General features: G+C 53.6%; 20 protein-coding genes and 1 pseudogene. 5 read left to right on the top strand and 16 right to left on the bottom strand.

Annotated elements, in window-relative coordinates:
• Positions 1 to 40 precede the first annotated feature (40 nt).
• The 4 genes and pseudogenes from CKW11_RS25780 to CKW11_RS25770 form a co-directional block, all read right to left on the bottom strand.
• Positions 41 to 820 (bottom strand): EAL domain-containing protein, encoded by a 780-nt coding sequence (locus tag CKW11_RS25780; protein ID WP_095139942.1) that lies wholly within the window; start codon positions 818 to 820, stop codon positions 41 to 43.
• A 135-nt stretch (positions 821 to 955) separates the two neighbouring features.
• Positions 956 to 1,735, bottom strand: a complete 780-nt coding sequence (locus CKW11_RS29200; protein ID WP_371917805.1) for a methyl-accepting chemotaxis protein — start codon at positions 1,733 to 1,735, stop codon at positions 956 to 958.
• Positions 1,736 to 1,813: 78 nt separating this feature from the next.
• Positions 1,814 to 2,890, bottom strand: a pseudogene (locus tag CKW11_RS29195) (methyl-accepting chemotaxis protein); the annotation flags it as partial.
• A 447-nt stretch (positions 2,891 to 3,337) separates the two neighbouring features.
• Positions 3,338 to 3,700: a DUF6124 family protein gene (locus tag CKW11_RS25770; RefSeq protein WP_095139940.1), complete on the bottom strand. Its 363-nt coding sequence runs from the start codon at positions 3,698 to 3,700 to the stop codon at positions 3,338 to 3,340.
• A 688-nt stretch (positions 3,701 to 4,388) separates the two neighbouring features.
• Here CKW11_RS25770 and CKW11_RS28460 point away from each other — a divergent pair.
• The 5 genes from CKW11_RS28460 (at position 4,389) to CKW11_RS28455 (ending at position 12,769) form a co-directional block, all read left to right on the top strand.
• Positions 4,389 to 6,464, top strand: coding sequence for a DUF4238 domain-containing protein (locus tag CKW11_RS28460; RefSeq protein WP_143500117.1), 2,076 nt, complete (start codon positions 4,389 to 4,391; stop codon positions 6,462 to 6,464).
• Between the two features lie 537 nt (positions 6,465 to 7,001).
• Positions 7,002 to 7,217: a hypothetical protein gene (locus tag CKW11_RS25755; protein ID WP_095139938.1), complete on the top strand. Its 216-nt coding sequence runs from the start codon at positions 7,002 to 7,004 to the stop codon at positions 7,215 to 7,217.
• A 455-nt stretch (positions 7,218 to 7,672) separates the two neighbouring features.
• Positions 7,673 to 8,992 (top strand): hypothetical protein, encoded by a 1,320-nt coding sequence (locus CKW11_RS25750; RefSeq protein WP_095139937.1) that lies wholly within the window; start codon positions 7,673 to 7,675, stop codon positions 8,990 to 8,992.
• Between the two features lie 472 nt (positions 8,993 to 9,464).
• Entirely contained in the window at positions 9,465 to 11,516 is a 2,052-nt protein-coding gene (locus CKW11_RS25745; RefSeq protein WP_095139936.1) for an ATP-binding protein, read from the top strand.
• Entirely contained in the window at positions 11,513 to 12,769 is a 1,257-nt protein-coding gene (locus tag CKW11_RS28455) for a hypothetical protein (protein WP_143500115.1), read from the top strand. The genes CKW11_RS25745 and CKW11_RS28455 overlap by 4 nt, the downstream gene beginning before the upstream one ends.
• 6 nt (positions 12,770 to 12,775) lie before the next feature.
• Here CKW11_RS28455 and CKW11_RS25740 read toward each other — a convergent pair whose 3' ends face one another.
• The 12 genes from CKW11_RS25740 to CKW11_RS25685 form a co-directional block, all read right to left on the bottom strand.
• On the bottom strand, positions 12,776 to 13,864 hold the full coding sequence (locus CKW11_RS25740) for a DNA cytosine methyltransferase (protein ID WP_204895926.1): 1,089 nt from the start codon (positions 13,862 to 13,864) through the stop codon (positions 12,776 to 12,778).
• 256 nt (positions 13,865 to 14,120) lie between these two features.
• Positions 14,121 to 15,398 carry a translesion error-prone DNA polymerase V subunit UmuC gene (gene umuC, locus CKW11_RS25735; protein ID WP_095139934.1) on the bottom strand — a complete coding sequence of 426 codons (1,278 nt, stop codon included), beginning with the start codon at positions 15,396 to 15,398 and terminating at the stop codon, positions 14,121 to 14,123.
• A complete protein-coding gene (locus CKW11_RS25730) occupies positions 15,391 to 15,816 on the bottom strand; it encodes a LexA family transcriptional regulator (RefSeq protein ID WP_095139933.1) in 426 nt (141 codons plus the stop codon). The genes umuC and CKW11_RS25730 overlap by 8 nt, the downstream gene beginning before the upstream one ends.
• A gap of 1,393 nt (positions 15,817 to 17,209) precedes the next feature.
• Entirely contained in the window at positions 17,210 to 17,749 is a 540-nt protein-coding gene (locus CKW11_RS25725; protein WP_095139932.1) for a lysis system i-spanin subunit Rz, read from the bottom strand.
• Positions 17,740 to 18,294, bottom strand: coding sequence for a glycoside hydrolase family 19 protein (locus CKW11_RS25720; RefSeq protein ID WP_095139931.1), 555 nt, complete (start codon positions 18,292 to 18,294; stop codon positions 17,740 to 17,742). Before CKW11_RS25720 ends, CKW11_RS25725 begins: the two co-directional genes overlap by 10 nt.
• 29 nt (positions 18,295 to 18,323) lie before the next feature.
• On the bottom strand, positions 18,324 to 19,373 hold the full coding sequence (locus tag CKW11_RS25715) for a phage late control D family protein (RefSeq protein WP_095139930.1): 1,050 nt from the start codon (positions 19,371 to 19,373) through the stop codon (positions 18,324 to 18,326).
• Between the two features lie 91 nt (positions 19,374 to 19,464).
• The gene (locus CKW11_RS25710; protein ID WP_095139929.1) at positions 19,465 to 19,671 is read right to left on the bottom strand and encodes a tail protein X; all 207 of its coding nucleotides are present in this window, start codon (positions 19,669 to 19,671) and stop codon (positions 19,465 to 19,467) included.
• Positions 19,646 to 20,491 carry a phage tail protein gene (locus CKW11_RS25705; protein WP_095139928.1) on the bottom strand — a complete coding sequence of 282 codons (846 nt, stop codon included), beginning with the start codon at positions 20,489 to 20,491 and terminating at the stop codon, positions 19,646 to 19,648. The genes CKW11_RS25710 and CKW11_RS25705 overlap by 26 nt, the downstream gene beginning before the upstream one ends.
• A gap of 12 nt (positions 20,492 to 20,503) precedes the next feature.
• Positions 20,504 to 23,128, bottom strand: a complete 2,625-nt coding sequence (locus tag CKW11_RS25700) for a phage tail tape measure protein (protein WP_095139927.1) — start codon at positions 23,126 to 23,128, stop codon at positions 20,504 to 20,506.
• A gap of 149 nt (positions 23,129 to 23,277) precedes the next feature.
• Positions 23,278 to 23,598, bottom strand: a complete 321-nt coding sequence (locus CKW11_RS25695; protein ID WP_085701160.1) for a phage tail assembly protein — start codon at positions 23,596 to 23,598, stop codon at positions 23,278 to 23,280.
• A gap of 12 nt (positions 23,599 to 23,610) precedes the next feature.
• Positions 23,611 to 24,114 (bottom strand): phage major tail tube protein, encoded by a 504-nt coding sequence (locus tag CKW11_RS25690; protein ID WP_095139926.1) that lies wholly within the window; start codon positions 24,112 to 24,114, stop codon positions 23,611 to 23,613.
• A 12-nt stretch (positions 24,115 to 24,126) separates the two neighbouring features.
• Positions 24,127 to 25,293: a phage tail sheath family protein gene (locus CKW11_RS25685; RefSeq protein ID WP_095139925.1), complete on the bottom strand. Its 1,167-nt coding sequence runs from the start codon at positions 25,291 to 25,293 to the stop codon at positions 24,127 to 24,129.
• Positions 25,294 to 25,301: the final 8 nt, after the last annotated feature.

Below are 25,301 nucleotides of genomic sequence, written 5' to 3'. Positions count from 1 at the left end.
ACCTGAACGTGACGGCTCAGGCCCAACAACGTGCCCCCCGTCAAATCGGCTGCCACGCCTGCGCAGGAATCTGCGCCATCGCCTCAAACGCCGGTTTGGCAAACCAGAAACCCTGCATCAGATAAATCCCGCAATCGGCCAAAAAGTCCCGTTCCTCCGGGTGCTCGATGCCCTCGGCAATCACCTCGATCCCCAGTTCGGTACACATGCCCACCACGCCCCGCACAATCGCCTGACGCACGCGATCACGGTGGATATCGCGGATCAGCGCCATGTCCAGTTTGATCAGGTCCGGCTGAAAGTCCGCCAGCAGATTCAACCCGGAATACCCCGCACCGAAGTCATCAATGGCCGTCTTGAAACCAAACTCGCGATACTCGCGCAAGATGTTCATCAAGTGCTTATTGCTTTCAACGTGCTCGCCCTCGACCGCTTCGAAGATCAACCGATCGAGTGGGAACGCATGCGCGCGAGCCGCCTCCAGCGTGCTGCGAATGCACATGTCCGGACGATAAACGGCGTTGGGGAGGAAGTTGATCGAAAGAAAACCAGTGAGCCCCAACTGCGCGGCCGTGGAGATCGCCCGCACGCGGCACAGTTGATCGAAGCGATAGCGGTTCTGGTCATCGACCTGCTGCAAAACCGAAAGCGCACCCTCGCCCTGCACGCCCCGAACCAAGGCCTCGTGGGCGAAGGTCGATTGATCACGCACATCGACAATCGGCTGGAACGCGAAGGAGAACGCCATATCGGCCTCGCCTTTTTGCCGGCATCCTTGGCACCCCCCGCTGGGCTGGGGGAAGATTGGTGTATTGGTCATGACGCCCCCTGAGAGCGGGTTGCAACCATCCATGGCCCAGAAAAAATTACTGCACGGACCGGGTGGCGCCGCTTGGCGGCCCCCGCTTATACAGGCTGACCGGTCAATTTCGGCCAAGTTCATTGCGAAATGCCATCAGGTGCGGAAATGCGCCGTCATGCGTTGCAGGTCCTGCCCCAGCGATGCCAGCTCAATGGTCGCGGCAGCACTTTCTTCGCTGGCGACGGCCGACTGATCGGCCACATCGCGCACACTGACGATGCTGCGATTGATCTCATCGGCCACCGCACTTTGCTGCTCGGCGGCGGCGGAAATCTGCAGGCTCATTTGCTGGATCGTGCCGATCGAATGGTTGATCTCGGTGATCGCCTGCTCGGCCTTCTGCGCCAGCACCACGGTGTCCAGCGTGCGCTCGCGGCTGGATGTCATCAGCGTAGATGCCGCTTGCGTACCCTGCTGCAAGGTGACAATCAGCGCTTCGATTTCCTTGGTCGAATCCTGGGTGCGCTGCGCCAGCGAGCGCACTTCATCGGCAACCACGGCAAAACCACGGCCCTGCTCCCCCGCCCGCGCCGCTTCAATCGCCGCGTTCAGCGCCAGCAAATTGGTCTGCTCGGCGACAGCCTTGATCACATCGATGACCTTGCCGATCTGCTCACTGTCCTGGGACAGCACGTTCATCGCTGCGCCCAACTCTTCGATCGCCACCGACAGTTCGCTGATCTGCACAGTCGCCTGCTTGACCACCGCACTGCCGTGACGCGCCTGCTGATCGGCCAGGGTCGCGGCGGCGGATGCGTCCGTGGTGTTGCGCGCCACCTCCTGCACGGTCGAGGCCATTTCGTGCATCGCCGTGGCGACCTGATCCACCTCGACTTTCTGCTGACGCACACCGGCGCTGGTCTGCTCGCTCATCGCCGAGAGCTTCTCCGCCGATGTCGAAATATGCGTCACGCCATTACCGATCCCCTGCACCAACGTGTTCAGACTTTGCGCCATGTCCTGCATCGCGTTTTGCAGATCGCCCAATTCATCCTTGCGGCTGGATTTGGCTTGCACCGTCAGATCGCCCTTGGCAATCCGTCGCGCCAGCTCCACCGTCAGCGCCAGCGGCCCGGTGATCTGCCGCGAGATCAGCACTGCGGCCAACAAACCGACCACCAGCGCCAACACGGTCAGCACGGCAATCTGGATAAACGCACGATGTTGATCGTCCCGCGCCAGACGCTGCTGAGTGTCCATCAGGCCGGTCATGATGCTGTCCATCGCCTGGCTCTGTTGATCGACCTGCTGCCGCAGGCTCTGCTTCTGCTCGAACAGCACAGCGACCTGCACCAGCACCTCGCGATAACGGCGCATCCCGGCCTGCGCCTCTTCAAGCTGACTCGACAGAGCCGCCGGCAAACCGCTGCGCGCCTTGCTCATGTCGGCCAGGAAGGCATCGGTGGTGTCCAGCAGCACCTGCTTGTTGGCCTCGCTCGGCACGGCGATATAACGCCGCAGCATCAGACGAAACATCGTCATGCCATTGCGCAGATCCGCCACCGTGCGCAAGTCCGCCACCCGCGCGCTGTCGGCAGATGCCAATGCGCTGGCCGTGGTGCTCTCGAACATGCTGTTGAAGGTCTCGGCGTACTTGTCCGACATCGCTCCCAATGGTTTCAGCGCATCGCTGGTCGCCTTGTCCGCCTCGACCAAGCGCTTGACCTGCTGATCGTAAGCCAGCGTGGTGTCCTGCAAACGCTTCAAGGCCTGCTGGTTTTCCGCCCGCGTCAGGGTCTGCAACGCCTTGGCGATCAGCCCTTGCAATACCGTCAGCTGCGACTGATAAGCCTCGGCATAAGCGACATCCGCCGCCGCTTCGTACTGCTTCTCCGACAGCCGCATGTCCTGCGTCGCATCGTTGAGAGTGCCGATCAGACGCGTGGTGTCCAGGCGATCCACCAGCACATTGCTGCTGCTATAGCCAATGAAGGCCACCGCCCCCACCGCCAGCAACAGAACGCCAAACCCGGCCCCCAACTTTCGGGAAACCTTGATGTTGCCCAGGAAATTCGATGCTTCTGCCATGTTCAGCCTCTAACGCTCTGACGCGATTCAGCGTCAGGCACAAAAAGTAGATCTCTGATAACCGGAGTTACCGCTCATATTCGGGGTCGTCGTCCTGGGCGAAATACGGGCAGCTTCCACTGACCCGGCTGCAACAACCTGACGCGAAAAGCCGTACCGACGGCCCACGCACCAGCGGACAAATCCAGGACTGACGCTGGATTTATCGTTTCAGCAAAGGTGTTGGAACGGATGCTATAAATTTTGGGAAAAGTTGTACAACTTTATATTTTTGTATAATCGTTGAACTTTTTTGAGCGCGTGATGACGCATTGCCATCATTTTTTGTGGCACATGGCTATTGCTGCAGAAACAGGCTGAAAACCGCCATTTTGGACGGTTGTTTTGCGCATCGACAGAAAGCCCTCCGCGACCACGACCTCGCCGCTCGCCACGGAGGACAGCGCTCTACGCCTTGAGCTCGACGTTATCCAACGCCTGATTCACCGCCAACTCCCCCAACATCACCACCTGCGCAATGCCCAGCAGCGTCTTGCGGTGCGAGACATCCAGCAACGCGGCGAAGTCGTTGAGCATGGTCGTGGCGGAACCCAGTGACTCACTGGCGTTCGCGAGCAGGGATTCAGTGTCGTAGGCCGGGTTGGCGAGGAACATCGGTTTGGTTTGATCACCGCTGGCCATGATCTGGCTGGTTGGGGTGAGGTAGTGATCGAGGGCGCGCTCGGCGGCTTCGTGGAGTTTGCGGGAATCGAGGGATTCGTAGGGGGATGCGGGGTTGGATTCGGGTGGGTTGGGTGTTGGTTTGATCATGGATGAAACTCCTAACACTTTTAGTGAAGGCTTCACCCTTTCGCTACCAAACGAAGGGTGGCGGCCATGAACAGGTTGGTAGACCGGGTGTTAGGAGCCGGCGCGCCCGAAGACGCCCTGTACATGACCACCATAAACCCCGATCGCAAATACGATCGGTGATGGTGACGCTGTACATCTAACACGCGGGCTACCAAACCCGGTCACTGGTTTTCAGTGACCCGAGAACGATAGAACCCACGGTCTAGACGTACAAGCCGGCGGATTCTGTCTTAGGTGTAGGGGGAGGCGCAAGGTGGTGTAGGGCTGAGGTAGTACGGACAACCTCATCTTAAACAGACTGAATCTCAACCGTTTAAATTGAAGGCGCTGTACCAAGGCACGAGTCCAAACAAGTCTGATAGAGTCGGCACCGGTTCATTCGTTGACAGGGAGTCAAACATGGCAAAGCCAGCCGCACGCATCACCGATCCCACTAGTTGTCCAATGCCCAGACACGGCCCCGAAGCCATTACTTCCGGTTCCCACGACGTAGAAGATTGTTAAATAAATCTGTCACCTTTTTCTAAGCAAGATTTTTCCGGCCGCAGCGAATGAATCCGAGGGATATCTAAACTTTTTTTCTTTCCGACTGGAAAATCCTGTAACACCTATACTAGGACCACCAAATTGAAAATGGGAGAAAACCATGGCTGGAAGACGTCAACATTACATTCCTCAATTTCTACAGCGTGGTTTTCTAGACGACCGGGATCAAACAACCAAATTAACTTGGCTACACCGACGCGAGAGCGAAGCTCGACTAGTAGGAACCAGAGATATAGGGGTGCGCGAAAACTTCTACTCTAAGATCCGTGCAGATGGGAAAAAAACTCTAGATGACTTGATTACCGAAATTGAAGGTGGATTATTAATTGATTTTTTAGCGTTAAAATCTGCACCAACAAACATCCCTATTGAACCTAAAATTGCAGCACGCTTAACGACGCATCTTATGCTGAGGACTGCTCACGTAAGATCTCTGTTCGAGCAAGGCATGGCAAAGATCATCGATGCAGCGGGCCGCTTATTTACTGATCCAGAATTAGCCCGTAACCTTATAAACCTAGATAACTTGGTCGACGCAACTAATTTTACGAAAATAATCGAAGACACTTTAGAAAACTCCCCAATTGACTCGTTGTCGATCCCTCGCCCCCTCGCATATCGGATCGTTTCTTTTCTGGCTCGCGAGAACTTCAATACTTTTTTTGATGAGTCAGCGCCATTGATAGCACAACAAATAGAAATATCCTCAACCAAAATATCAGACCATGTGCGTGACGCGCATAATAACGCTCTAGAAACTCGTGACCAGACTCAATGGGAGGAAAGATTATCTAAGCTCAACTGGTCGACCCAAGAGGTAACGGGAGCAGTACTCTCTGACTGCGTTGTACTTGCTCGGGAGGAAGGACAAGAATTTACACCCCTGCTGTTAACCAGCAAAACAAATATCGAGTTGGTAATACTTCCGCTGGCTCATAATCGACTATTGATCGGAAAAAAAGGGACAAAAAAACCAATTGACGTAAAATCTCTGAATGCGGCAAGTGCCGCTTGTAGTGACCGTTTTTTTATATCACATCGATCAGAAGACGGGATAGGCCTAACACATTTGATTGGCCAAAGATCCGCTGACTCCATTAATGCCAGCGTCAATGAGGCGCTATTAGGATTTAATCTATCCTCCGAAAACAAAGAAAGCTTTACTCCGTTTGAACCCGTCTATTACGGAACTGAAAATAGTTCACCAGCGTCATTTTTATTAACACTCAAAGATTTCGGAAACTCAGACATAGCTTTGAGACTTGCTGAGATTATAAAGACAATTACCCACGAAGTAGGCAATGGTATTCCAATTTCCATTCTGGACGGAATAACTTTCGCATTAGACTACCCGGCCGCACTGACAAGCATAATCCGTGAGAATAAAAATTCTAAGGCAAGCGAAAGCCAGCCTCGGGAATATGGCAGAGCAGTCGCAAAAATCGTTCCAGTAATCCGCAACAGCAAGCCGAAACACCATATCGTCATTGATGCTACTGTTGCTTATAACCTACTTTCAGATAGTGACGAAGACCGGTTACCCGCAATCCACCTGCTGCTAACTTTGCTGTCAGAACTTGCACACATAACTCGCTACGAATCAAAAATAAAACAAACTTCCAGCGAAATAATCGACCCGGTGAAAAAACTATTAATTTCTAGCATATCAACTATACCAAGTAGCTTTTTTTGCGCGCGTCAAAGTGCATTTTCAGACCCTAGCGCAGGTAACCGTTATGCTGAATTGGTGAAGGATAGTTATATTGCAGCGCAAAAATCTATTAGGGCTGCTCGGCTGGCTTATAGAAAGAATAGCGATATGGATGCATTACTGAACATAGCGCTTCCGCGAATAGCATTTGTTCTAACCCATGCGGCAGAATGGCTAGGGCACAGGGAGGGTTTATCTGCGCATGATGTCTTCCCTGGATCCTCACTGCCTAGTGATTTGGAGGCGTTTGAATTGGCTCGATGGTTGGAGTTATTCGGTCGCGACTTGCGCAATCTATACGACGTTGAAAACGAGCTCACCCTCGACAATATCTTTGAGCTAAGCAAACATGTCGAACGGCTCCTCTGGACAGTACAGATCTGTCCGTGGCCGATGGAAGATGGGACTCTGTATATCAGCGTGCCCTTTGGCGACGATTTAGCCACTTTGGACGCCGAGATATGAGCAGCGCAGGCGAAGCTCACGAATAGAAATGCCATTACCCTCCAAAAACCACCTTCAGCAATAGTAAATATATGAAATGGAACAAGCGGTCTGAATTACTGCCCGAACTTTTCGGGCCGCTTTGTCCTCATTTCAAAACGTCAGGGGCGTTTTCAAATGTGACTGATCAGCGAAAAAGGGATCAGATCGATTTACTACCAAGCATCAACCGTTACTGAACAAATTGTTTCGGAGGACAGATCTCCACCAGCCTCCAAACCCGTCCTCCCCCATTCCTGATAAACTCCCCACCTCCCAGCCTCACCCAATCCAGAACCGCCAATGTCCCCTATCTCCGCCACACCCGCCCCACTCTCCCGCCGCTTCTCCGTTGCCCCGATGATGGATTGGGCGTAGCCCCTCGTCTGCACCCCGGCCAGCCTTGCCAAACACTGAAAGACACAATGCTTTGTAGCAATTTCTAAGCATGCAGCATCCACCGCCCACGAAGGGCAGTACCGGTACTATGCTTTCCCTTTTATCAAAGGAGTCGATGCTGTGGCTGACGAATATTCGTTATCGGACGTGCTGGAGAGGATCTACCAAAATCAGCTCAGTCTGGAAGCGGCCCTAATGGAGCTGACGCTTCATGTTGAACAGCAAGGTTTCACTGAAGTCGGAGAGAACGTTCGTGGTGCATTGTGGGCGATAGGCGAAAACGCGGGCCACATTAAACAGGGGTTGGCCAGGCTCAAAGGAAGGAACAAGGGGTAGATTCAATGGCATGTGATTTTCTCCGTCTCTGACGCTTTTGAGCTCAAATCTCTCCTTCTGCGGCAACAACTGCGACGCACTTTACGTTGATATCTGATTGTCATGTGGTGATCGCGTCGATTGTTGCAGCCACAGCATTCTCTTAACGCAACAGTACGATCAGAGCATCTGCAGTGACGATTTTGCAGTGCCATCCACCTAGCATTACAAGCGTTCTAGGGGAAGTTATACAAAATCATAGAGCATCACTTCCATACGCAGCCGGATACAAATCCACCCGGCGGTCATCCGATTGCAGCTTTACAACCCCGCTCCGCTACTGATAGCTATTGCAAATAGCAAGCTTTTCTTTCTTAGTGAGACTGTGGACGGCTAGTAGACAATCATATCGAAATTGCAGTAATGTCAAAACACTGGCAAAACAAATTTCTCACGTTTGAATCTGGAGATTTAGTATGCAGGAGTTGGCTAAGTATTACTTCACGTCGAAGCTTGATGGCGTCGCAGAAACTATTGAACGGTATTCCGCCGTCAACGAACTGATCGACCTTTGGTTAATTGAGAAAGGCGCTGCGAATACATCTTCAGAAAAAGGAACTTTTTCCAGTAAGCGACAGGGCGCTAGCGGCCACTTTACGCAAACAATAACAAAAAATGACATCGGCCACCTTCGTGAATTCTTGCTCATCGACATTGTTAAAGGAAAGCACGCATTCGCTACCACGTTGAAAGTTGGGGTGATTGATTGTGAAGTTGTGATTTATTGCGCACTTTCCGTCAAGAGACTATCTGAGGTAATTGCGCCCCTCAATGTTTACCCCCGCTGCCCAAAGATCATCAGAGATATTGTCGAGGCTTTTGGCGATTGGAAGTTAGGCGGCGATACAGTTCCTCACGCCACGCTGATCGACGCGTCAGGGGAAATTGGAGGGTACGATCTGAGTGTAAGCTTACTAGATAGAGAGCGGAAGTTTCCTATTTTAGTTGTGTCGGACGATCCTGACAATCGCCCTTGGACGAATCTTGCCGATAAGCTTGCTAATGACCTCGTGGGTGTAGCACACGTAGCGAGTGTAGATGAGGATGGCTCGTGGGCACTAACGGATGAATTGGGGAAATCACACTCCTGTTATTTAGGTGCAGTTAGACTTTATTGGCCTTTAACAACGGATGATCTTCATACCTCTGTCTGGACTGCGGGCAGACTTATAAAAGAATACGGTGAAGATGCATCTGGTCTAAATAAGTTTCTGGCAATGATAAGAGAGGTCGTATTAGAAACTTCATCACTATCATTGTCACATCCTAAAACACTACGTGAAATCTCGAATCAAGAATTAAGACAGCGCTTAAGTGCCGCTAACGCTGAAGAGCAAGAAAAAGAACTTAATACGATAATTGACGAGAATAGCGATCTTTACGACCAACTGAGCGAGGCAAATGCTGAAATTGCCAGACTCAAAAGCAAGATTCTGAGTTTATATTCTCAATTAAATGAGGGTGATCAGGGGGGCAGTGCGGATGACGCTGAGGTCGAAGCGGTTCACAAACCGGCAGAAGATGGCGAGCTTAGATTCTATAAAAAAATTAGAAAGAATGGAGGTTCCGACAAACTGGTCGTAACGGGCGAATGCAACCATAAATCTTGGCGCCCCACTCCTAAGGCTATTCAGGCACAAAAAGGAATTCAAAAACTCGAGGGCCGAGATGATTGGCGCAGCTTCCAGCATTGCAATGGTTGCACCAATGGAGGTCGATGGAGGGTACAGTGGTAGATCAATTATTGTTATGAATTAGGGCCAGCCTGACAGCCGTGGGACGTTTCGCCAACAACGTGGGTCTGCGTGGATTCAATGTGCAACTGTGACCGGAGTTGCCAGGTCTGGCGCGCCATCGAACGTAACCAAACCACCTGGATAGAGATTCGAACCCCTTCCGGCGTCACTACAGACCGTCAGAGGCCATAATTTATAACCATTTTCGCTCAGTAGCTCGGCGCTTTGCGGTCTATTGCGGCCCCAAATCTGCCCTAAATTTGCCCTAATCGGTTCACAGAACGCTCCCCCCAATCTCCCACCAAACCTGTACATGGCCCGCGCTCCGCGAATGATGGCCATTGGATCGTTCACTAATGCAGAGGACGAACGCGCTGAGGGAGAATCGGGTCTGCTTGTGCACTGTGCAACGTTAAAAAAAGTGTGTTTTACTCAACGAAATACGGCTGTTCAGCAGCGATGAAGGATAAGAATGATTCAGGATACGGATTTCACCCCCTTGGTCTCGCCTTCAAGCGAAGATCTCATTCCCCTTATCGATAAGGGCGAGGATCTGAGCAAATGGCTGAGCGAAAAAGAGAACGAAGGGCAAATCGTTCGCACAAGACTGAAGGCCAGCGAGCGTGTAATTGCACGTGTCACTGACGGAATTTACCGCCAACCAGCGTCCGCCCTCCGGGAGCTCATATCAAATGCTTGGGATGCTGATGCTAATAACGTAGAAATCATTACCGATGCTCCTCGTTTTTCCCGCATGTATATCAGAGACGACGGTGCAGGGATGTCGTACGCGACGCTGGCCCGCTTGCTTCATTCGATTGGCGGAAGCGCAAAACGTACAGAGATCGGACAAGAATTAGGCGTAACGGACAAGTTAGATAGCGAAAAAACTCCTGGTGGACGACTACTCATAGGGAAAATAGGTATCGGTCTTTTTTCTATTAGTCAGCTTGCACGCAGATTCCGAATTGTCACAAAAGTTGCCAATGAGAATTATCGCTTAATAGCAGAGGTAAAAGTTCGCGCCTACTCTGAAGACTCTGACGACGAAAGCTCTCGCGATGAGGATGATAATTTTGTAAACGGTGAGGTACTAATAACTCGCGAATTTGTTGAAGATTTAGCAGCTCACGGCACTGACATTATACTTGATACATTAAAGCCTCGCGTCAGAGACATGTTGCGGAGTGCCGATCGCTGGAGAGCGCTTGAAGAAAAAGAAACTGCATTAGCTGCAGGCGACTTGGAAACAGCGCAAAGTATCAGAGTGGAAGTTCCAAAATATCATTCTGGCTGGATTGAAAGCCTCCCAAAAAAGAGAAGCGACCCCACAGTCCTTACAAACATTCCAAAATTTCCTTGGGAACCCGACGTCCCTGCCAGCTCAAGAATGTCGTTTTTGATTGACGCTATCGAGAAGGAATCTAGTCGCACTGAAAGGCCTGATCTCGCGAGTACTCTTGATACATATTTAGAGACTTTATGGACGCTATCACTTTCGGTGCCGGTCGAGTATGTTGAAAAGCACCCATTTGAACTTACGGCTGATTCTGGCGTAAGTATCTATTGGCTTTCAAATGAAAATCGCGGACAAGCCGTGGAGGTAAAATTAAACCCCGGCCAGACTGTTCGTGATGCTGTTAAAGAGCAAATCCCAGGCCACCCTGAACTTTCCGAAGGAAAAATATCTCCAAGCGGTGGATTCAAGGTAACGATAGACGGATTTGAATTAAAACGACCTATTAGATTCAAACACCCATCAAACGATACAAAAAAAGCTAACAACCCTATGCTATTTGTTGGACGCTACGCACCAAACCTAGCGAGCGTAAAAAGCGATGTCCGGGGCGGAAAACTATCACTTGAAGCGTACTTATTCTGGAACTCTAAAATTGTTCCAAAGGAAAACAACGGCGCGCTTGTTAGAATTAGAGGCGCAAGCAGCGGAGTTTTTGATACAACCTTCTTCAAATATCAAGTCTCCGAACAGACGCGACTTAGACAGATAACGACAGAGCTTTTCATTCGAAGCGGGCTGGATGCAGCACTAAACATAGACCGAGAGTCATTTAATTTTGCACATCCTCATGTGCAATTGGTAAGCCAATGGCTACACAAATCAATTCGTCAACTAACGAATAAACATAAAGACCTTAGCAAGCGAGCACGAATTGAAAAAAATGAAGTTCAAGCAGAGCTGGTCCGCGACGCATTGACCGTGCACTCTGAAACGATATGGAATTCACGCCGTATTGGTGATCCACTTCCAGAAATTACCGTTGCTCAAGATAAAGCAAGTGCAGAAAAATCTCGTTCAGACGGATTTATGACGATTGTTCGAGAAGATATACCCTCCCTCACTGGGGTAATGCCTGCAGCAGAACGAAAAGATAAGGAAGCACAAGCTAAAGCTCTTATGCGTGTCCTCGACGCATATGGAATGTTAGATGACCGCCCTTATGACGAACAGCAAGACATTATCGATGCAATTTTCAAAGTCTTCTACGCGGCAAATATCAAATGACTGAACTCAATGCAATTCCAGGAACCGCGTTCGAAACCGAAGAAGAAAATTTTGAAGATATTTATGGAGAAGAAGATGAAGCAATTGATGACCAAGCAACTTTAAATCGCTTTCATCGTCGTGACTATAGCCCTTGGCACCACCCGGTTAAGCAGATCGTCCGCTCTCATCAATGGGCAGCTTTAACTGAAAGGTTCATTCAGGCGCGCCCTCAAGCAAATGCTTCTGATGCATTGACTTATTTTACGCTTCCTGGGGCAGATCTTTTCGACGTTCAGACTCTCTCAAATATCTGCGAACCATTAGGGGTAAAAATTCAGTACTTTGGATTCAACTCTGCATTCCCAGATGAAGAAGCCGAAGGAGCAAACGATCCGTCAGATGCACCATGGGTTACTGCAGAGTCGGCACTTAGGCAGGCGGGGCGCATTACGTCGGATGCCGTTGTATTGTCTGATCGGCTAGAGGATATTGCAAACACCGCGTCTCAGGCATCTCTTGAGCTCGGAAAGCGGCCGCCATTTGACATCATAAATATTGATGCGTGCGATCATCTTGCGTATAGCCCAAAGGGCCGACCTCAAAGCATGTTTGATGCACTTCAGCACCTGCTGACCCATCAGCTAAGAGCTAAATCCCCTTGGCTTCTTTTCATCACAACAAGAGTACAACCGGATTTAATCGGAGCTCCAGGCGCTCATTTCCAACAAGCCATTAATGAAAATTTATCCATTAGCAACAGCGGCTTCGGTGCAGCTTTGGCAGAATGCCTATCTTTAGATGAAGATCGCTTTACTGAAGATCTATTATCTTGCTGGGATATACATGATGAGCGTTTTCTCAAACTTTACACAGTTGGCCTAGGCAAATACCTACTTCAGTTTTTTCACGGTCAGCCGTCACTGCCCGCGAATGTTGAACTTGCAAGCGTCTATTCGTACCGAGTTTATGGTGAACAAGCGGATATGTTGGCACTTGCCTTCCGAGTAACACCAGATCCCATGCGAGTTTTTTTACCTATGACTGGTGGTTCTTTTGTCATACCAGACCTAGAACCACGGCGTGCAACAAAAGTAGCGCGCCAAGCAATTAAGATTCAGGACCTAGATAAGGCAATAGCTGAGGATGAGGAAATTCGGCAGAAGGCCATCAGCGGTACTGTCAAATTGCTAGAGGGGGCGCGATTCGATATAAATGGCTGGTGCGAGTGGCTAGCTAAACACAGCCAACGCCCATTAGTAGTCTCACTTTAGCAGACTTCAGTCACTACCGCGGTTAACTGGATTCAGAGAAAGCTTAACCGCGGCAGCTACGCTTTGTGCTAACGGTGGTGGTACAGCATTAGAAACCTGCTCAACTTGCTCAGAGAGATTTCCTTTCAATACAAAGCTAGTAGGAAACCCTTGAAGTATCATTGCTTCAAATATACTCAAACGTCGCTTACCGTCTGGATGAACATGTATTTCTCTATTCCCAAATGCGACGGTAGGACTTGCTTTATCCCAAGCTAAACGCTTAAAACTTCTTCCCTCTGGATAGTTCGACTCCGGGTTTAAAAACCGAGCTGATTTCGGCTGCATCGTCCAGTGATTCGGATGGACTGGTATATCTGAAGGTGTAAGAGTTCTGTTAAAGAAGACAGGTTCCGCAAGGTGAGAAATAGCCTCTCTAACTGTTTTCAATCCGTTCTTCTCTAAAGGTTTTACGGGCAAATAACCCTGCCCCATGCGCATAGCAGAAAGAATAACTCGACGACGATTTTGAGGAACACCAAAATTGAGAGCACAGAGTTCTTTCTCTGTAACGTCAAAACCTAGGCCGATCAGTCCATCCACCAATGCCTTATAAGTTTCAGCATGCTTTTTGTCTCTAATACCCAGTACATTTTCCAAGACCACAAATTCAACTGTGTAGTCTTTTTGAAGTCTTTTCACAATGTCCAAGTAGAGACGAGGAAGTTGATTCCTCGGGTCGTCAGCTTGAGATGTAGTATTGGCTCTTGAAAAACCTTGACACGGTGGACCTCCAATCAAACCAATTCGCGCTCCACTACCTACCCTTTCTGAAACAAGCTCATGCACACCTTCGGGCTGCAATTCGATAAGATCCCCTGCAACGCTGTGTGTTTGTGGGAAATTAGCCTTATGTGTGCGTACTGCGGCTGCGGAAATGTCAATTGCCAAGGGAATATGAAAACCTTCTTGGTGGAATCCCCAATCTAGGCCACCGGCGCCGCAGAACAAGCTGATGACTTCCGGTTGCTCACTATCAACAATAACGGACTGCATCGGCGGAGTGGACTCAAGCTCGGAAGCTTCGTGGCAACGTGCAGCGCTAGCTGAGGACATTTATTTCGCCTTTGAAGATAAGTACAGGTGATTCTGTGATTAGCGTGAACTACTTGAAAGGTGCTCCAGGGACGAGCCCCGCCCCATGGGAATCAGCACATAGGTATCAAACGCGGCAGTATATCAGCTAGCCTAGTCGCTTCGCCTATCAAAGCTCTCTTTTCGGCGCCGGTGTGAGAGCGTTAGCTGAAGCGATTCCACCCGCTGCAGACCTTGTTATCTGGAATATCCGCTTGGGCCCTATACGGACCGTGAACTACTGACAGTTGATGGTCCATAGCTGATCCAGCCGTGTCGTGTAGCTTTGGCTCATCATCTCCTGGCGCATCCCCCAGCTTGGATTGCTCGGCACGCTAGCGGCCCGGAGCGTCCCCCTGCCCCATCGTCCGTTAATTTCGTCCAATACCGCCATAACTCTTGTTGCCTCAGAGGGCTGAGAAATGGCGAACAGATCGTCCGTGTATTCACCCGGCTGGCAGAGATTCAGCAGTAAAACTTCCGCCTTGCTGTAACTGAAACCAGGGCGGAACACGCGATCAAGAGCATCGACGGCCGCCGTCGTTAGCAGCCGAACGTCGTCCGTTGGGTAAGGCAGATCCACCACGACACCATTCGCGTATTTGGCCTCATCGGGGTTGAACATTCCGGTGCGGATGCTGACCCTGACCTTCTTGCAAAATGACTTCTGCGCCCGGAGCTTTTCCGAGGCCCGCATCATGTAGGTTGCCACTGCCTCCTTGATCGGCGGCAGCTCTTTCAGCCTTTTTCCGAACATCCGGCTGCAGCAGATCTCCTGTTTGGGCGCGTCTGGCTCGTCCAGCTCCAGGCATGGTGTGCCGGCCAATTCCCGGGCAGTTTTTTCGATCACCACACTGAATTTTTTTCTCAACGTCCGCGGGTCTGCTTTGGCCAGATCCATGGCGGTCTTGATCCCCATTTCGTCGAGGTGCACTTTCATGCGCCGTCCTACTCCCCATACCTCCGCCACGTCGGTATTACGCAGTACCCAGTCGCGCTTGACCGGATCACAGATGTTCACGACGCCACCCGTTTGCGCCTGCAGGCGCTTGGCGGTGTGATTGGCCAACTTGGCCAAGGTCTTCGTGTGCGCAATGCCGACACCGACGGGAATACCGGTACAACGCAGTACTTGACTACGGATTTTGCGCCCGAGGCCATCCAAGCCACTGATGCCGGTGAGGTCGACGAACGCTTCGTCAATGCTGTACACCTCGACGGCCGGCACCATCGACTCGATCAGGGTCATGACACGTTCGCTCATGTCGCCATACAGCGCGTAGTTCGAGGAGAACGGGACGATGCCGTGCTGCCTGAGCTTGGGCTTGATCTGAAAATACGGCTCGCCCATTTTCACGTAGGGCTTGGCGTCGTAACTCCGGGCGATGACGCAGCCGTCGTTGTTCGACAGCACCACGATGGGTACTTTGGCCAGGTCCGGTCGAAACACCCGCTCGCAACTGGCGTAGAAGCTGTTGCAATCGATCAGGCCGAATACCGGCAGCGCTTTAGACATGGCTGCGCACGCTGCTTGTGACCACACCCCAGATCGCCAGTTCGTCACCTTCAAGGACGTAGCGTGGCGGATACTTGGGGTTTTCTGACATCAGGATGACTTCCCTACCGCGAAGGCATAGGCGCTTGCAGATAGGTTCATTGTTCAACAACGCAATGACGATGTGGCCGTGGGCCGGCTCAATGGAGCGATCGACAATGGCCAGGTCTCCCTCATAGATCCCGGCGCCTTGCATGCTTTCACCGGCGAGTGACACTAGGTAGACGTGTGGCGCACGAATATTCAGCACCTCATCTAGCGATATCTGCGCTTCGATGTGATCCGCAGCAGGCGAGGGGAAGCCGGCCGGGACGCGGAAGAGACATAGCGGCACCTTCGAGCCGCCCTCACTGATCGGACCTATAATTGAGTAATTCATGACGCACGACTTCCAATACTGTACGAATATACAGTTAACTTTTTGAAAGCCTTCCGGTCAATTCTTGCGGGAAATATCAGACCAACGGGAGCACCCTAAACCTAAGCATCACTGCATCCGATAAGCGCCCCTCCCCAACCTCGCGCCATTAACCCGCAACCTGGAGACTGTCCGGCAACCGATGCGTACCCTTCTGGCGAGCGATTCACCCGCCCCATTCAGGTCAGCAGAGCTGATTGAGCAACGACGAAGGACGCAGATACGACCCAAAAAATCGATCGAAAGCGGTTTTTTTCAAAAAAAATAATTTTTTTTCGAAGAAGGGGGGAATTTGGAGAATCTAGATACGAGGAGGGAGCTAGAAAATAAACGTTTTGGACAAAGCTACCGCTAGGGGTCCCAAGAACGAGGGATTGCGTATTGTACTAAAAATGACCAAAGGTAGGTCTTTGAGGCGATTTTCCTCTAAAAAACGCATTCGTGCAAGTTTTTTATTTTTGGGGGGGCTTGAGTATGTCTTAAGGGTATATCTAGCGAAGCCAATCACGCTGAAAGCCACGAATGACGTGGCTTTCAGCGCGATGACCGATTATCAAAATCAACTTAAAAAACAAACTAACCTCTACACGCAAATATTCCGACTAACTTAAAATAAAAAATCAACTTAAATACCTTAATAACAAACCCGACAAACGGAACTTCTTTTTTTTAACAGTAGATCCAATACTGCAAGCACAAACAAAAAAATGGCCAACGACAAGAAAGAACACTAAATTGAAGTTAGTATAAGCATTACCAAAACAGCAAAAAAAACCAGAACAAAGAAGCGCAAAACCCTTTAAAATCAAGGCCTCCAGCCACTTCAAGCCGAAACAAAAACATATAATAAAGCGATTTTTTAATTGCCTCACTTTTCCCACTACAGGTCTGTGGTCGCGATTGACGAGTTTTAAAGCCCGCTCTAAGATCACTCCCATCAGCCACACAGAACCGAAACGCCACGTCTCATTCGAGATTCCGGCGACGGCCCCTGTCGGTTTGATGAAAGGAAAAAACGAAAGTAAGAAAAAAAAGCAAAAAAAAGCTGAAGGGCGGCAACCCTCCAGCCTTGCTGCAAAACCACGGATCGTTAACGCTTAGGACGATTCGGCACCGAAATGATGCTGGCTTCACAGGTTCTCGCGAATCAAAAGTAGCACAGATCATGGATGGTGAGCCATGGCCCTTGGTCGCTTGCGACTAAGGGCTTGGCGACTGAGCATCACGAAGAGGATGCAAAAATGTCCATTAGCCATTTGATGTTGATCTTGGCAATTGAGGTAGTTCGTCTGCTTCAAGACGTACTGCCGCTGTTGCTTGTCTGATAAAAGAAGCCGGGGAAACCCGGCTTTTTTCATTGGAAAGTGATCGCTTTGACATAACCTTGGCACGCAGCCAGTGCGATCAGTCCCCGATCACCATCATCGGTGATACTGACAATTCGTTGAGCATGCGCTGGGTCAAGTTCGGCTCTTGTGGGGCCATGAACCACGCCGCCGGTGGCGGTGGTGGCCGACAGCGATCCGTTGTAGGCGCCGGGGGTGGCGTCGAGTAAGACTGACAGGCGCAGATCAGCAGTGGCAAGGCGGTCGCGCAGGCGACCTTGATCACGTTGGACATCGTTCAAGGCTCGGTAATGGGTTTGCTCGCTGGTAGCAAGACGCTGTTCGAGCGCGAGGCGCCTGTCTTGTTCGGCACGCTGCTGCGCGGCCGAGGCCAGATTCAGTTGGTTGAGAGTTTCGGTGTGGAAGCGGGCCTGCTCTGCGATCTGTTTGCCGTAGCGCCAATCCTGCACTTGCCAGCTAATGGACGCAGAACCACCGGCCAAGACGACCAGCACCAAGCCTTTGGCCAAGAGCCGATACGGTGCAGGGATCAGTTCACCTAGACGCATAACACCGCCCTCGCCCGCTCCCACAACTCCAGCCGATCCTGCAGGCCGTTGAGACCGCCGTTGATCCTGCGGGTGATCGTGTTGAATTCGTTTTGATCCGCGAGCGTGTTCAACCCATTCACCGACCAGAACCATGCCGCCGATTCAGCAGCCCATTGCGGCAATTCCAGCAACTCAGGAGTCCGCAGCAAGCGCTCGTCACCGAACAGCGCCAAGCTGCAGCGCAGATAATTGTCGTGGCCGGTGACCTGGATCAGACCCCGACCGCGATAACGCTGACCATCACCATCCGCTGCCGGGGTGTTACCCAGTTTCGCAGCCAGGGTGCCGGTGTCGTATTTGCTCAGGTACTGGTCGCCGCCCAGTTCCCGGACGTACTGCAACTGACCCGACTCGTGACCGACTTGCGCCAGGAACGCGGCTTGCCGTTTCGGTGTGTTGATCTGCCGATGGGCCATGGCTGCGTTGAGGGCGGATACAAAAACGCCCGCTTGGCGGCGGGCGTTGGGCATGATGGATTGCAGTTGCTGTTCGGTCAGTGACATCGATGTCTCCTTAAGTTGTGAGAATGGCGCTATTGCTTGAGCTGAACGACCTTCAGATCCTTCGCCGCTTTTTTCGTCTTGCCCCTGGCTTTGGCTTTACCCTTCTTGCCGCCGTTGCACTCGACTGTCGTGCTCCAGCCGGCCTGGGTGAACACTTGCTCCACCGAGTCGACCAAGTACTCACCATCGAGACCGACCTTGAAACCCTGGGCATTGATCGAGCGCTCGGCGAATAGGTCGGTGCGTCCGGCCATTTCCAACCGGACGCCTGCGGTGGACCGATTGAAGGCGGTTAAGCGTGCCTTGGCGGCGGCTTCGGCCGCGGATTTGTTCGGGTAGATATGGCGGTCGCTGTGCACCGGCGGCAACCCGTCCGGCGATTCGTCGTTATCCAAGGTGACCACCGCGAGCTTTCCGGTTTTCTTGTCCTGGTGCTTGGTCGATACCGCCTTGTGCGTGTTGCGATCACCAAGACGAAATTGAAAGCGACTGACGTCGCGCCGTTGAATCAGGACCACACCGAAAGACTTGCCCGAGGCGCTCTGCCCGCCTTGGCGTGACATCACCAGCAGCTTGCCGTCGGCGACTTTGGCGGTGCAGTCGTACTGCTTGGCCAGACGTGTGATGAAATTGAAATCCGATTCATTCAGCTGATCGGCACGCGGCACTTTGGTTTGCACTGAGCACACAGGCTGCCAGCCATTGCGTGCAGCGATATCAGCCACGATCCGCGACAACGGTACGTTCTCCCAACTGCCGCTGCGCACGGTCTTGCCACTGCCGCGCATGTCGCTGGCCTTGCCAGTGATCGCCAGCGTATCCGGCGGGCCGGATAACTCGATCTCATCGACGATGTAACGGCCGATGCGAGTCAATTTGGTTTCTGTATAGCCGAGGAAAATCTCGATGCTGGCCCCGCGTGGAGGCAGCACCACCGCGCCGTCGCGGTCGTCGATGCGCAGTTCGAATTCGTCGGACTCCATACCAGGCTTGTCAGTGGTTTTGAGTTGCAGCAGTCGGTCGTTGATCCGCTGCGTGATGTCGGCGCCGTCGGCGACGATTCGGAAGGCGGGGGTCATTTATTTTTTCCATAAAAAAACCCGCACGAGGCGGGTTCTGAAGGGGTCGTAACTGCAGGAACTTCAAGTCCTACGCGCTGACTATAGTCAATCAATTCCACAGTGCTACGCCTTCTTCAATAGGACCAGGTAGATCCGGCAGCTCAATTACGATGCCGGCGCGGTAAGGTTGCACCTCATCGGCCAAGCCCTGATTGGCATCGAGCACCGCCTCAACCGTGCCCTCAAGATGCCCATAGGCGTGGTAACAAAGGGTGTCCAGCAGATCCCCATCAGACGTTCTGCAGGTCGTCGCCATAACGCACAAACTCCAAAGTAAACGCCTGCTTGCGCGGGATCCCGCCCTGCAGCAGCGTGCTCTGTTCTTCTTCAACGTTTTTCAGGCACCAGGTGCCGAGCACGTCGCCATAGCCGGTAGTCAAGGTTAGCGGCTTGAGTTGGGCACCGAGGCTGCGCAGAGTGTCCAGTTGTTTGATCCCGCCTTTGAAGCCGGGAAAGATCGCGCCCTTGAGCGTGATCTTTTCCTCACCGATGCCCACCGCTTGCTGCGCCGGCCGACGGGTGAGTCGCTCCTGCGAAGCCCATCTAAACTCAGTCGAGCGCCGCAGTTCATCAAAGGCTGCGGTGTCCAGATTGAAGTAGTAGGGCCGCGCCTGCGGATCCTGTGGTTGCACGATCAGCAGATGCGGGAACGGCTTCACCGCTTCCGGCAATGGGGTGGCATCACCACCCAGCGAACCGGTCGGCACGATGTTGGCCAGCGACGGGCTGACCTTGCCGGCGACTTTGTTGATTGCGGTGGACGCCCGGGCGGCCTGTTCCTTCAGCTCGCCCATGCGCTCATCGATCTGCGATACGGCACGCGTAGCTTTGTTGTACGTGGCCACCACCTGGCCGACCTTGGCCTGAGCGGCATTGACGCCACGCATGACACGCTGCAGCTTTGCTCCAATCGCCGGACCGACAAAGGGAATCCCTTCCAGCTCCGAGGCCGCGCCGCTGATCTCGCTGATGGCACCGTTGACTGGCCCCATCATGCCGTCGAGGCTGCGCCGACCGCTCTCTCCCGCTGCTGCAAGATTCTTCAGTCCCGATTGCAGCTGTTCCATGTAGGCCATTGGCTCTCCTCGTTACACATGCGGTTCGTCGAACAGCGAGCGGTTTTGCAACTGCTGGGTGGACTGACGCCACTGCTGATCGATGTAGGGTTGAAGCTCTCGCGCCAGTTGCGCCGGATCCTTTACGTCGCCCTGTACGGTGACATGCAGAGGCGCCTGAATATCGAACCGCTGCTCAACCTTGGTCGACTGGGGTTTCGCAGCAACAGGCGGTGCGAGCATCGCCGGTACCGCCGGGGATGCCGTCTGATTCAATGCACGCGTGACATCCCCCAATGCTGTTGCAGTCGGCTTCCGTTCAGGCAACAGAGGCTTGGAAACAGGTGACTTTGGAACCTGTGCCGGCAGCGCTTGCATCGGAGCCGGTAGCGGCTTGGGACTGTCGAGAGTCGCTTGAGGTACGGGCGCAGCACCGGTCAGCAGCGGCAACATTTTCGGTTGCGGCTGAACCATGTCTTTGACGACTGGTACCGGCGCGAATGAACGGGCGACATCGCCCATTACCGGCGGAATGTTCTGCCCGGCATTAACCATCATCAGCGGCCCGGCATCCGGCACCTTCTTGAGTGAGTCAGGGGTTCCGAACAGCTCTTTGCCCGCAAAGCCGCCGAGTGCGTCGCCGCCCATGTAACCGAGATAACCACCAATCAATCCACCGACCATGGTGCCAATGATGGGAATGGCCGATCCGATAGCGGCCCCAGCTGCAGCACCGGCCAGTGTGCCAGCCAAGCCACCCGCCGCTTGCCCATACCCTTCGGCTTTTTCATCCTGAGTTTCGGCATTCTGGTAGGTATCCCAGGCCTTGTATCCCGCTTCAGCGATGGCGATCACGGCGGTTCCTTTCACCACAGAGCCAACGCTAGGACCACCCCCGCCTCCACGGGTGATACCCTCTTTGCCGCCGCCCTTACCGCCTTTTCCGCCCTTTCCTTTTTTTCCATCACGACCGGTATCGAAGTCGCCGGCATCCAGTCCGCCGCCCATGGCCGAAAGGTTGGTGACGATGACCTTTTGCGGAATGTTCGGGTTGCCCATCAAGGTGCCGCGCCCGATATTCATCAGGCCCTTACCCATCTTGAATGCGCTGACGGCCCCCTTGAGCGCGATCATGCCCGCCACAGCGGTACCGATAGCCGTCACCAAACGCGGTGACTCATCGGACAGTCCCGCGAGCTGACGGCTGACATTCGTGATCCCATCCGCCACCGCATCAGTGACCGGGCGAATCGCATCACCGATGCTGCGCATGGCATCATCCATGCTCTGGGCCATCTCGGACCACTTTTGCGCAGACGTTTGCCGGCGCTCCGCCAGGTTCTTGTCGAGGATCCCGGTGGCATTGGCCGAGTCTTTCTTCAACTGCTCATACAGATCCTTGCTCTGCATGTACGCTGTCAAAGCGGCCTTGACCTGCATATCAGCGAACAGGTCACCGGTACGCAAAGCCTCCTCCAGCGACTTCATCATAGCTTTGGCTTTCTCGGGATCAGCCTCTTTACTGATCGCCGCTGTGGCCTTGGCCATCTCGGCCGCCCGCTTCGGATCGGTCGCTTCAATGTACTTCTGGGCCAGCGCAAAACTGGATTCCAGTGTGGATTTGCCATTCTGCAAACCCGTCTGCATCGACCCCTTATAGTCGATCCCGGCCTTCTGGTAGGCCTTGACCGTTTCACCCGAGCCTATTTTCTCCATCCAGTTTTTGAGGTTGTTGGCCGCTTCGTCCGAGCCGCCGGCAGTCTTCATCTGCACCTGCAACATCGCGCCCAATTGCGACACCGAGTCCATGCCGGTGATGCCCAGCTTGCCCATGCCGGCCAACAGCTCAGGAAACCACTTGGCCATGTCGACCGCTTCGAAACTGCCTGCCTGCCCCTGATAGGCGATGGCCTCCAAGGCCTTTTGCATCACAGCCGGATCGGTGATCTTGGCGTTCTGCCCCAGGGCGTTGATCATCTTGGCGGTTTCCGTGCCATCCGATCCCTGCCCCACAGCGAACTTGGCCGCCGTCGGCGCATAGGCCAGTGCCTTGTCCAGCTCCATGCCGGCGCCGACCAGGGCATTGACCAACTCGGCGACCTGGTTGCGCGCCATGCCCGTATCACGCGACGTGTCGATCACAGTTTTGGAGAGCTGAGTTTCTTCTGGCGTGTTGGCAATGTTGGCCTTGATCGCGATGTCGCGAATGATCGCGCCGTAGTCCGCGCTGACCTTCGTCGGGATGGCCACGGCGGCCGTCAGGGCACCGGCCTGGCCGAGGGTGCTTTTCATGCCCTGCCGACCTTCATCCAGTTGCCGGTGGCCGAGCGCTTTGAGTTCGGCACCGGCCGCAACGCGACCCATCGTGGCGTAGGCCTTGCTCAAGCGCCCGACCTCGACGCCCTGTTTCTTGAGAAGGTCGAGGTTCTTTTCGTATTTGGACAACAGCTTGTCGGCACCGGCGGCGCCGGTGGCGTGCGCCTTGTGCCATTGCTCACGCAGACGCATGGTGTCGCCGATGGTGTTCTGCAGCACCCGGGCTTTGCTGCCGACCGTGTCCAGGTGCTTGATCTTGCTTTCGACGTCCTTGAACGCTTTGCCCACCGTCGGATCGACGGCGCCGCCGATGACAAAGCCGAGTGCGAGGTTCTTCGCCATGTGCGTGTCCCTGGGATCGAGGATGATTGGAAATGGCTCAGTCCGTGAGCCACCACACGATGTCGTTGAAGGGCATGGCCATGATCTCGACAGCCGAGAAACCGGTCTCCTTGGCCAGCCGCTTGGCCAGCCCTTTCAACGTTGGTCCATCAAACCTCGTCGTCTTGGACCAGACGAAAATAGCCTTTTTGCAGGCGCATGTAGTCGACCAGCTTGAGGGCCATCAGATCCTGTTCCGGGGTCTGAGTCAGCGAGGAAAACAGCGACATTTCGCGCTTTTCTTCATCGCCGTTGCAGGTCGCTTGCGCGGCTCGAATGTCTCGCACGCACGGCGCACGGATGGTCAGCGTGTCGACCAGCACACCCGACAGCTCGGTGGGGTGTCGCAATGAGATGCGAAAGCCTTCCTCGGTCAGTTGCAGCCAGCTTGGCAGTGGTTTTTCTTGAGTGGCTTGATTGGTTTGCGTCATTTCATCTTGTCCTTAAAGGCCGAGGGCCGAACGTTCATCAGCGAGCTGGTCGACGCCGTCGACGACCAGGACCATCCCCAGCATGTCGATCTCGTAAACCACTCGGCCGGCAACTTCGAGCTTGTAGTAGGTGAGTGCCATGCTGTGTTTGGTCTCAGCCTTGTCGCCGGGTTTCCAGTCACCCATGTCGACTTCCTTGATGCCGCCACGCATGGTGACAATCACCGGGGTGACCTTGCCCTTGAGGCCTTTGAATGAGCCTCGGAACACCGCGCTGCAGGCGGTGCGATCAGACAGGCCGAAAAACTTCAGTGCTTCGCGGCGTACACCGTTGGTGGTGAAACCGGCCTCGAGCTTTTCCACGCCGGTCGGGATCTCGACCTCGCCGGCCATGCCGCCGCCTCGGTAGGCTTCGGTTTTCAGGACCACCTTGGGCAAAGTGAGACTCGGCATTTCACCGGAAAAACTGACGCCGTCGATAAAACCGGCGCAGTTGGAGAGAACTTCAGGAATCATCAGGGTGCCTCCTTAGGCAGGTTCAAGCACTTCGGTCATCCACTCGTTGGTGACCTCAAAAAGGAAGTTCGGGTTTTCAGCCGGCGGCACGTCGGTGAAGCGGATCCGCCAGTACACCTTGCCCTGCTCGATCTGGCTGGCCGTGTTCAATTCATGATCCGGGAACACCTCGAAGTTGATCACCGCGCCTTGATTTTTCAGGTCGCGCATGAACGCTTCCAGGCCGTCGGTGACGTCCTTGACGTAGGTCTTGGTAATCGAGCGGTCGACCGCCCATTTGTGGCCGGCCTGTACCGCATCCATGAGGATGAACAATGTGCGCACGCGGGTGACGAATGCCCATTTCGGATCGCTCGACAGCGTGCGGTTGCCCCAGAGACGGAAACCGTCGTCACGAATGATCGTGGTGATGTTCGCGTTGTTGAGCAGGTTGGCTCGGCAGGTCTCATCGCCATCCAGGTACTCGACCGCACGGGTGGTACCGGTGATGCCGGTGAATTCCTTGTTTGACGGCGAGGCCCAGAAGCCGTAAGTGGCATCCGTCCAGGCAAACAGGCCGGCAGTCCAGGCCGAACCCGGCGCATCCACCGTCTTGCTTTTGCCGGTGTCCCAGAACTGCACACCGGGGTCGACCATGAACAGGTTGCGACTGCCGAAGTTTTTCGCGTAAGCCATGGCGGCCTCGTCGGTCGTGCATGGCCCGTCGATGATGCCAATGGCGCGAAGCTTCTGCGCCAGGCTATCCATGGCCGTTGCCACCGCTTGCGTCGCCGAATGGCCGGGGGCGATCAACAATCGCGGCTGGGCGTTGAACAGACTCTTGCCGTCGAGCAGCGCCTGCAGGCCAGTACGCTGACCGGATTCCAAAATACCGCCGATGATGGCCGAGGTCTGCAGCGCCGGGTCGTCCATCTTCGGTACACCGATGGCGACGATCACCGCCTTGGCCTTGGCGTAAATCGCCTGGCAGGCTTTGGTGATCGCTGAGTCGGCGCCGAACGCTGCAATGGCTTCACGCTCGGTGGTGATCAGCTTAAGCTCGCCGGCCTTGGCCGTACCGCCGCCCACTAAGCCAGGGCTGAAGGTGTCGCACAAGCCGATGATCGAGGAAGACGGCAGCGAGATAGTGCGTGCGCCAGTATCGACCGCCGTGGTCGTGACGCCGTGAAAGAAACTCATAAGGCTCG

It is taken from the genome of Pseudomonas sp. Irchel s3a10 (assembly GCF_900187525.1).
In the GTDB taxonomy this organism is placed as follows: Bacteria; Pseudomonadota; Gammaproteobacteria; order Pseudomonadales; family Pseudomonadaceae; genus Aquipseudomonas; species Aquipseudomonas koreensis_G.
Note: the sequence above shows the minus strand (reverse complement) of the source record. Positions and strands in the feature narration are given on the sequence as shown.

Excerpts from the sequence above, each read along its gene's own strand:
- CKW11_RS29200 (WP_371917805.1), bottom strand. The coding sequence starts at position 1,735 with ATGAGCGAGCAGACCAGCGCCGGTGTGCGTCAGCAGAAAGTCGAGGTG.
- CKW11_RS25710 (WP_095139929.1), bottom strand. The coding sequence starts at position 19,671 with ATGGCGACGACCTGCAGAACGTCTGATGGGGATCTGCTGGACACCCTT.
- CKW11_RS25695 (WP_085701160.1), bottom strand. The coding sequence starts at position 23,598 with ATGACGCAAACCAATCAAGCCACTCAAGAAAAACCACTGCCAAGCTGG.
- CKW11_RS25725 (WP_095139932.1), bottom strand. The coding sequence starts at position 17,749 with ATGCGTCTAGGTGAACTGATCCCTGCACCGTATCGGCTCTTGGCCAAA.
- CKW11_RS25745 (WP_095139936.1), top strand. The coding sequence starts at position 9,465 with ATGATTCAGGATACGGATTTCACCCCCTTGGTCTCGCCTTCAAGCGAA.
- CKW11_RS25685 (WP_095139925.1), bottom strand. The coding sequence starts at position 25,293 with ATGAGTTTCTTTCACGGCGTCACGACCACGGCGGTCGATACTGGCGCA.
- CKW11_RS25740 (WP_204895926.1), bottom strand. The coding sequence starts at position 13,864 with ATGTCCTCAGCTAGCGCTGCACGTTGCCACGAAGCTTCCGAGCTTGAG.
- CKW11_RS25715 (WP_095139930.1), bottom strand. The coding sequence starts at position 19,373 with ATGACCCCCGCCTTCCGAATCGTCGCCGACGGCGCCGACATCACGCAG.
- CKW11_RS25770 (WP_095139940.1), bottom strand. The coding sequence starts at position 3,700 with ATGATCAAACCAACACCCAACCCACCCGAATCCAACCCCGCATCCCCC.
- CKW11_RS28460 (WP_143500117.1), top strand. The coding sequence starts at position 4,389 with ATGGCTGGAAGACGTCAACATTACATTCCTCAATTTCTACAGCGTGGT.
- CKW11_RS25730 (WP_095139933.1), bottom strand. The coding sequence starts at position 15,816 with ATGAATTACTCAATTATAGGTCCGATCAGTGAGGGCGGCTCGAAGGTG.
- CKW11_RS25750 (WP_095139937.1), top strand. The coding sequence starts at position 7,673 with ATGCAGGAGTTGGCTAAGTATTACTTCACGTCGAAGCTTGATGGCGTC.
- CKW11_RS25780 (WP_095139942.1), bottom strand. The coding sequence starts at position 820 with ATGACCAATACACCAATCTTCCCCCAGCCCAGCGGGGGGTGCCAAGGA.
- CKW11_RS25690 (WP_095139926.1), bottom strand. The coding sequence starts at position 24,114 with ATGATTCCTGAAGTTCTCTCCAACTGCGCCGGTTTTATCGACGGCGTC.
- umuC (WP_095139934.1), bottom strand. The coding sequence starts at position 15,398 with ATGTCTAAAGCGCTGCCGGTATTCGGCCTGATCGATTGCAACAGCTTC.
- CKW11_RS25700 (WP_095139927.1), bottom strand. The coding sequence starts at position 23,128 with ATGGCGAAGAACCTCGCACTCGGCTTTGTCATCGGCGGCGCCGTCGAT.
- CKW11_RS25705 (WP_095139928.1), bottom strand. The coding sequence starts at position 20,491 with ATGGCCTACATGGAACAGCTGCAATCGGGACTGAAGAATCTTGCAGCA.
- CKW11_RS25720 (WP_095139931.1), bottom strand. The coding sequence starts at position 18,294 with ATGTCACTGACCGAACAGCAACTGCAATCCATCATGCCCAACGCCCGC.
- CKW11_RS28455 (WP_143500115.1), top strand. The coding sequence starts at position 11,513 with ATGACTGAACTCAATGCAATTCCAGGAACCGCGTTCGAAACCGAAGAA.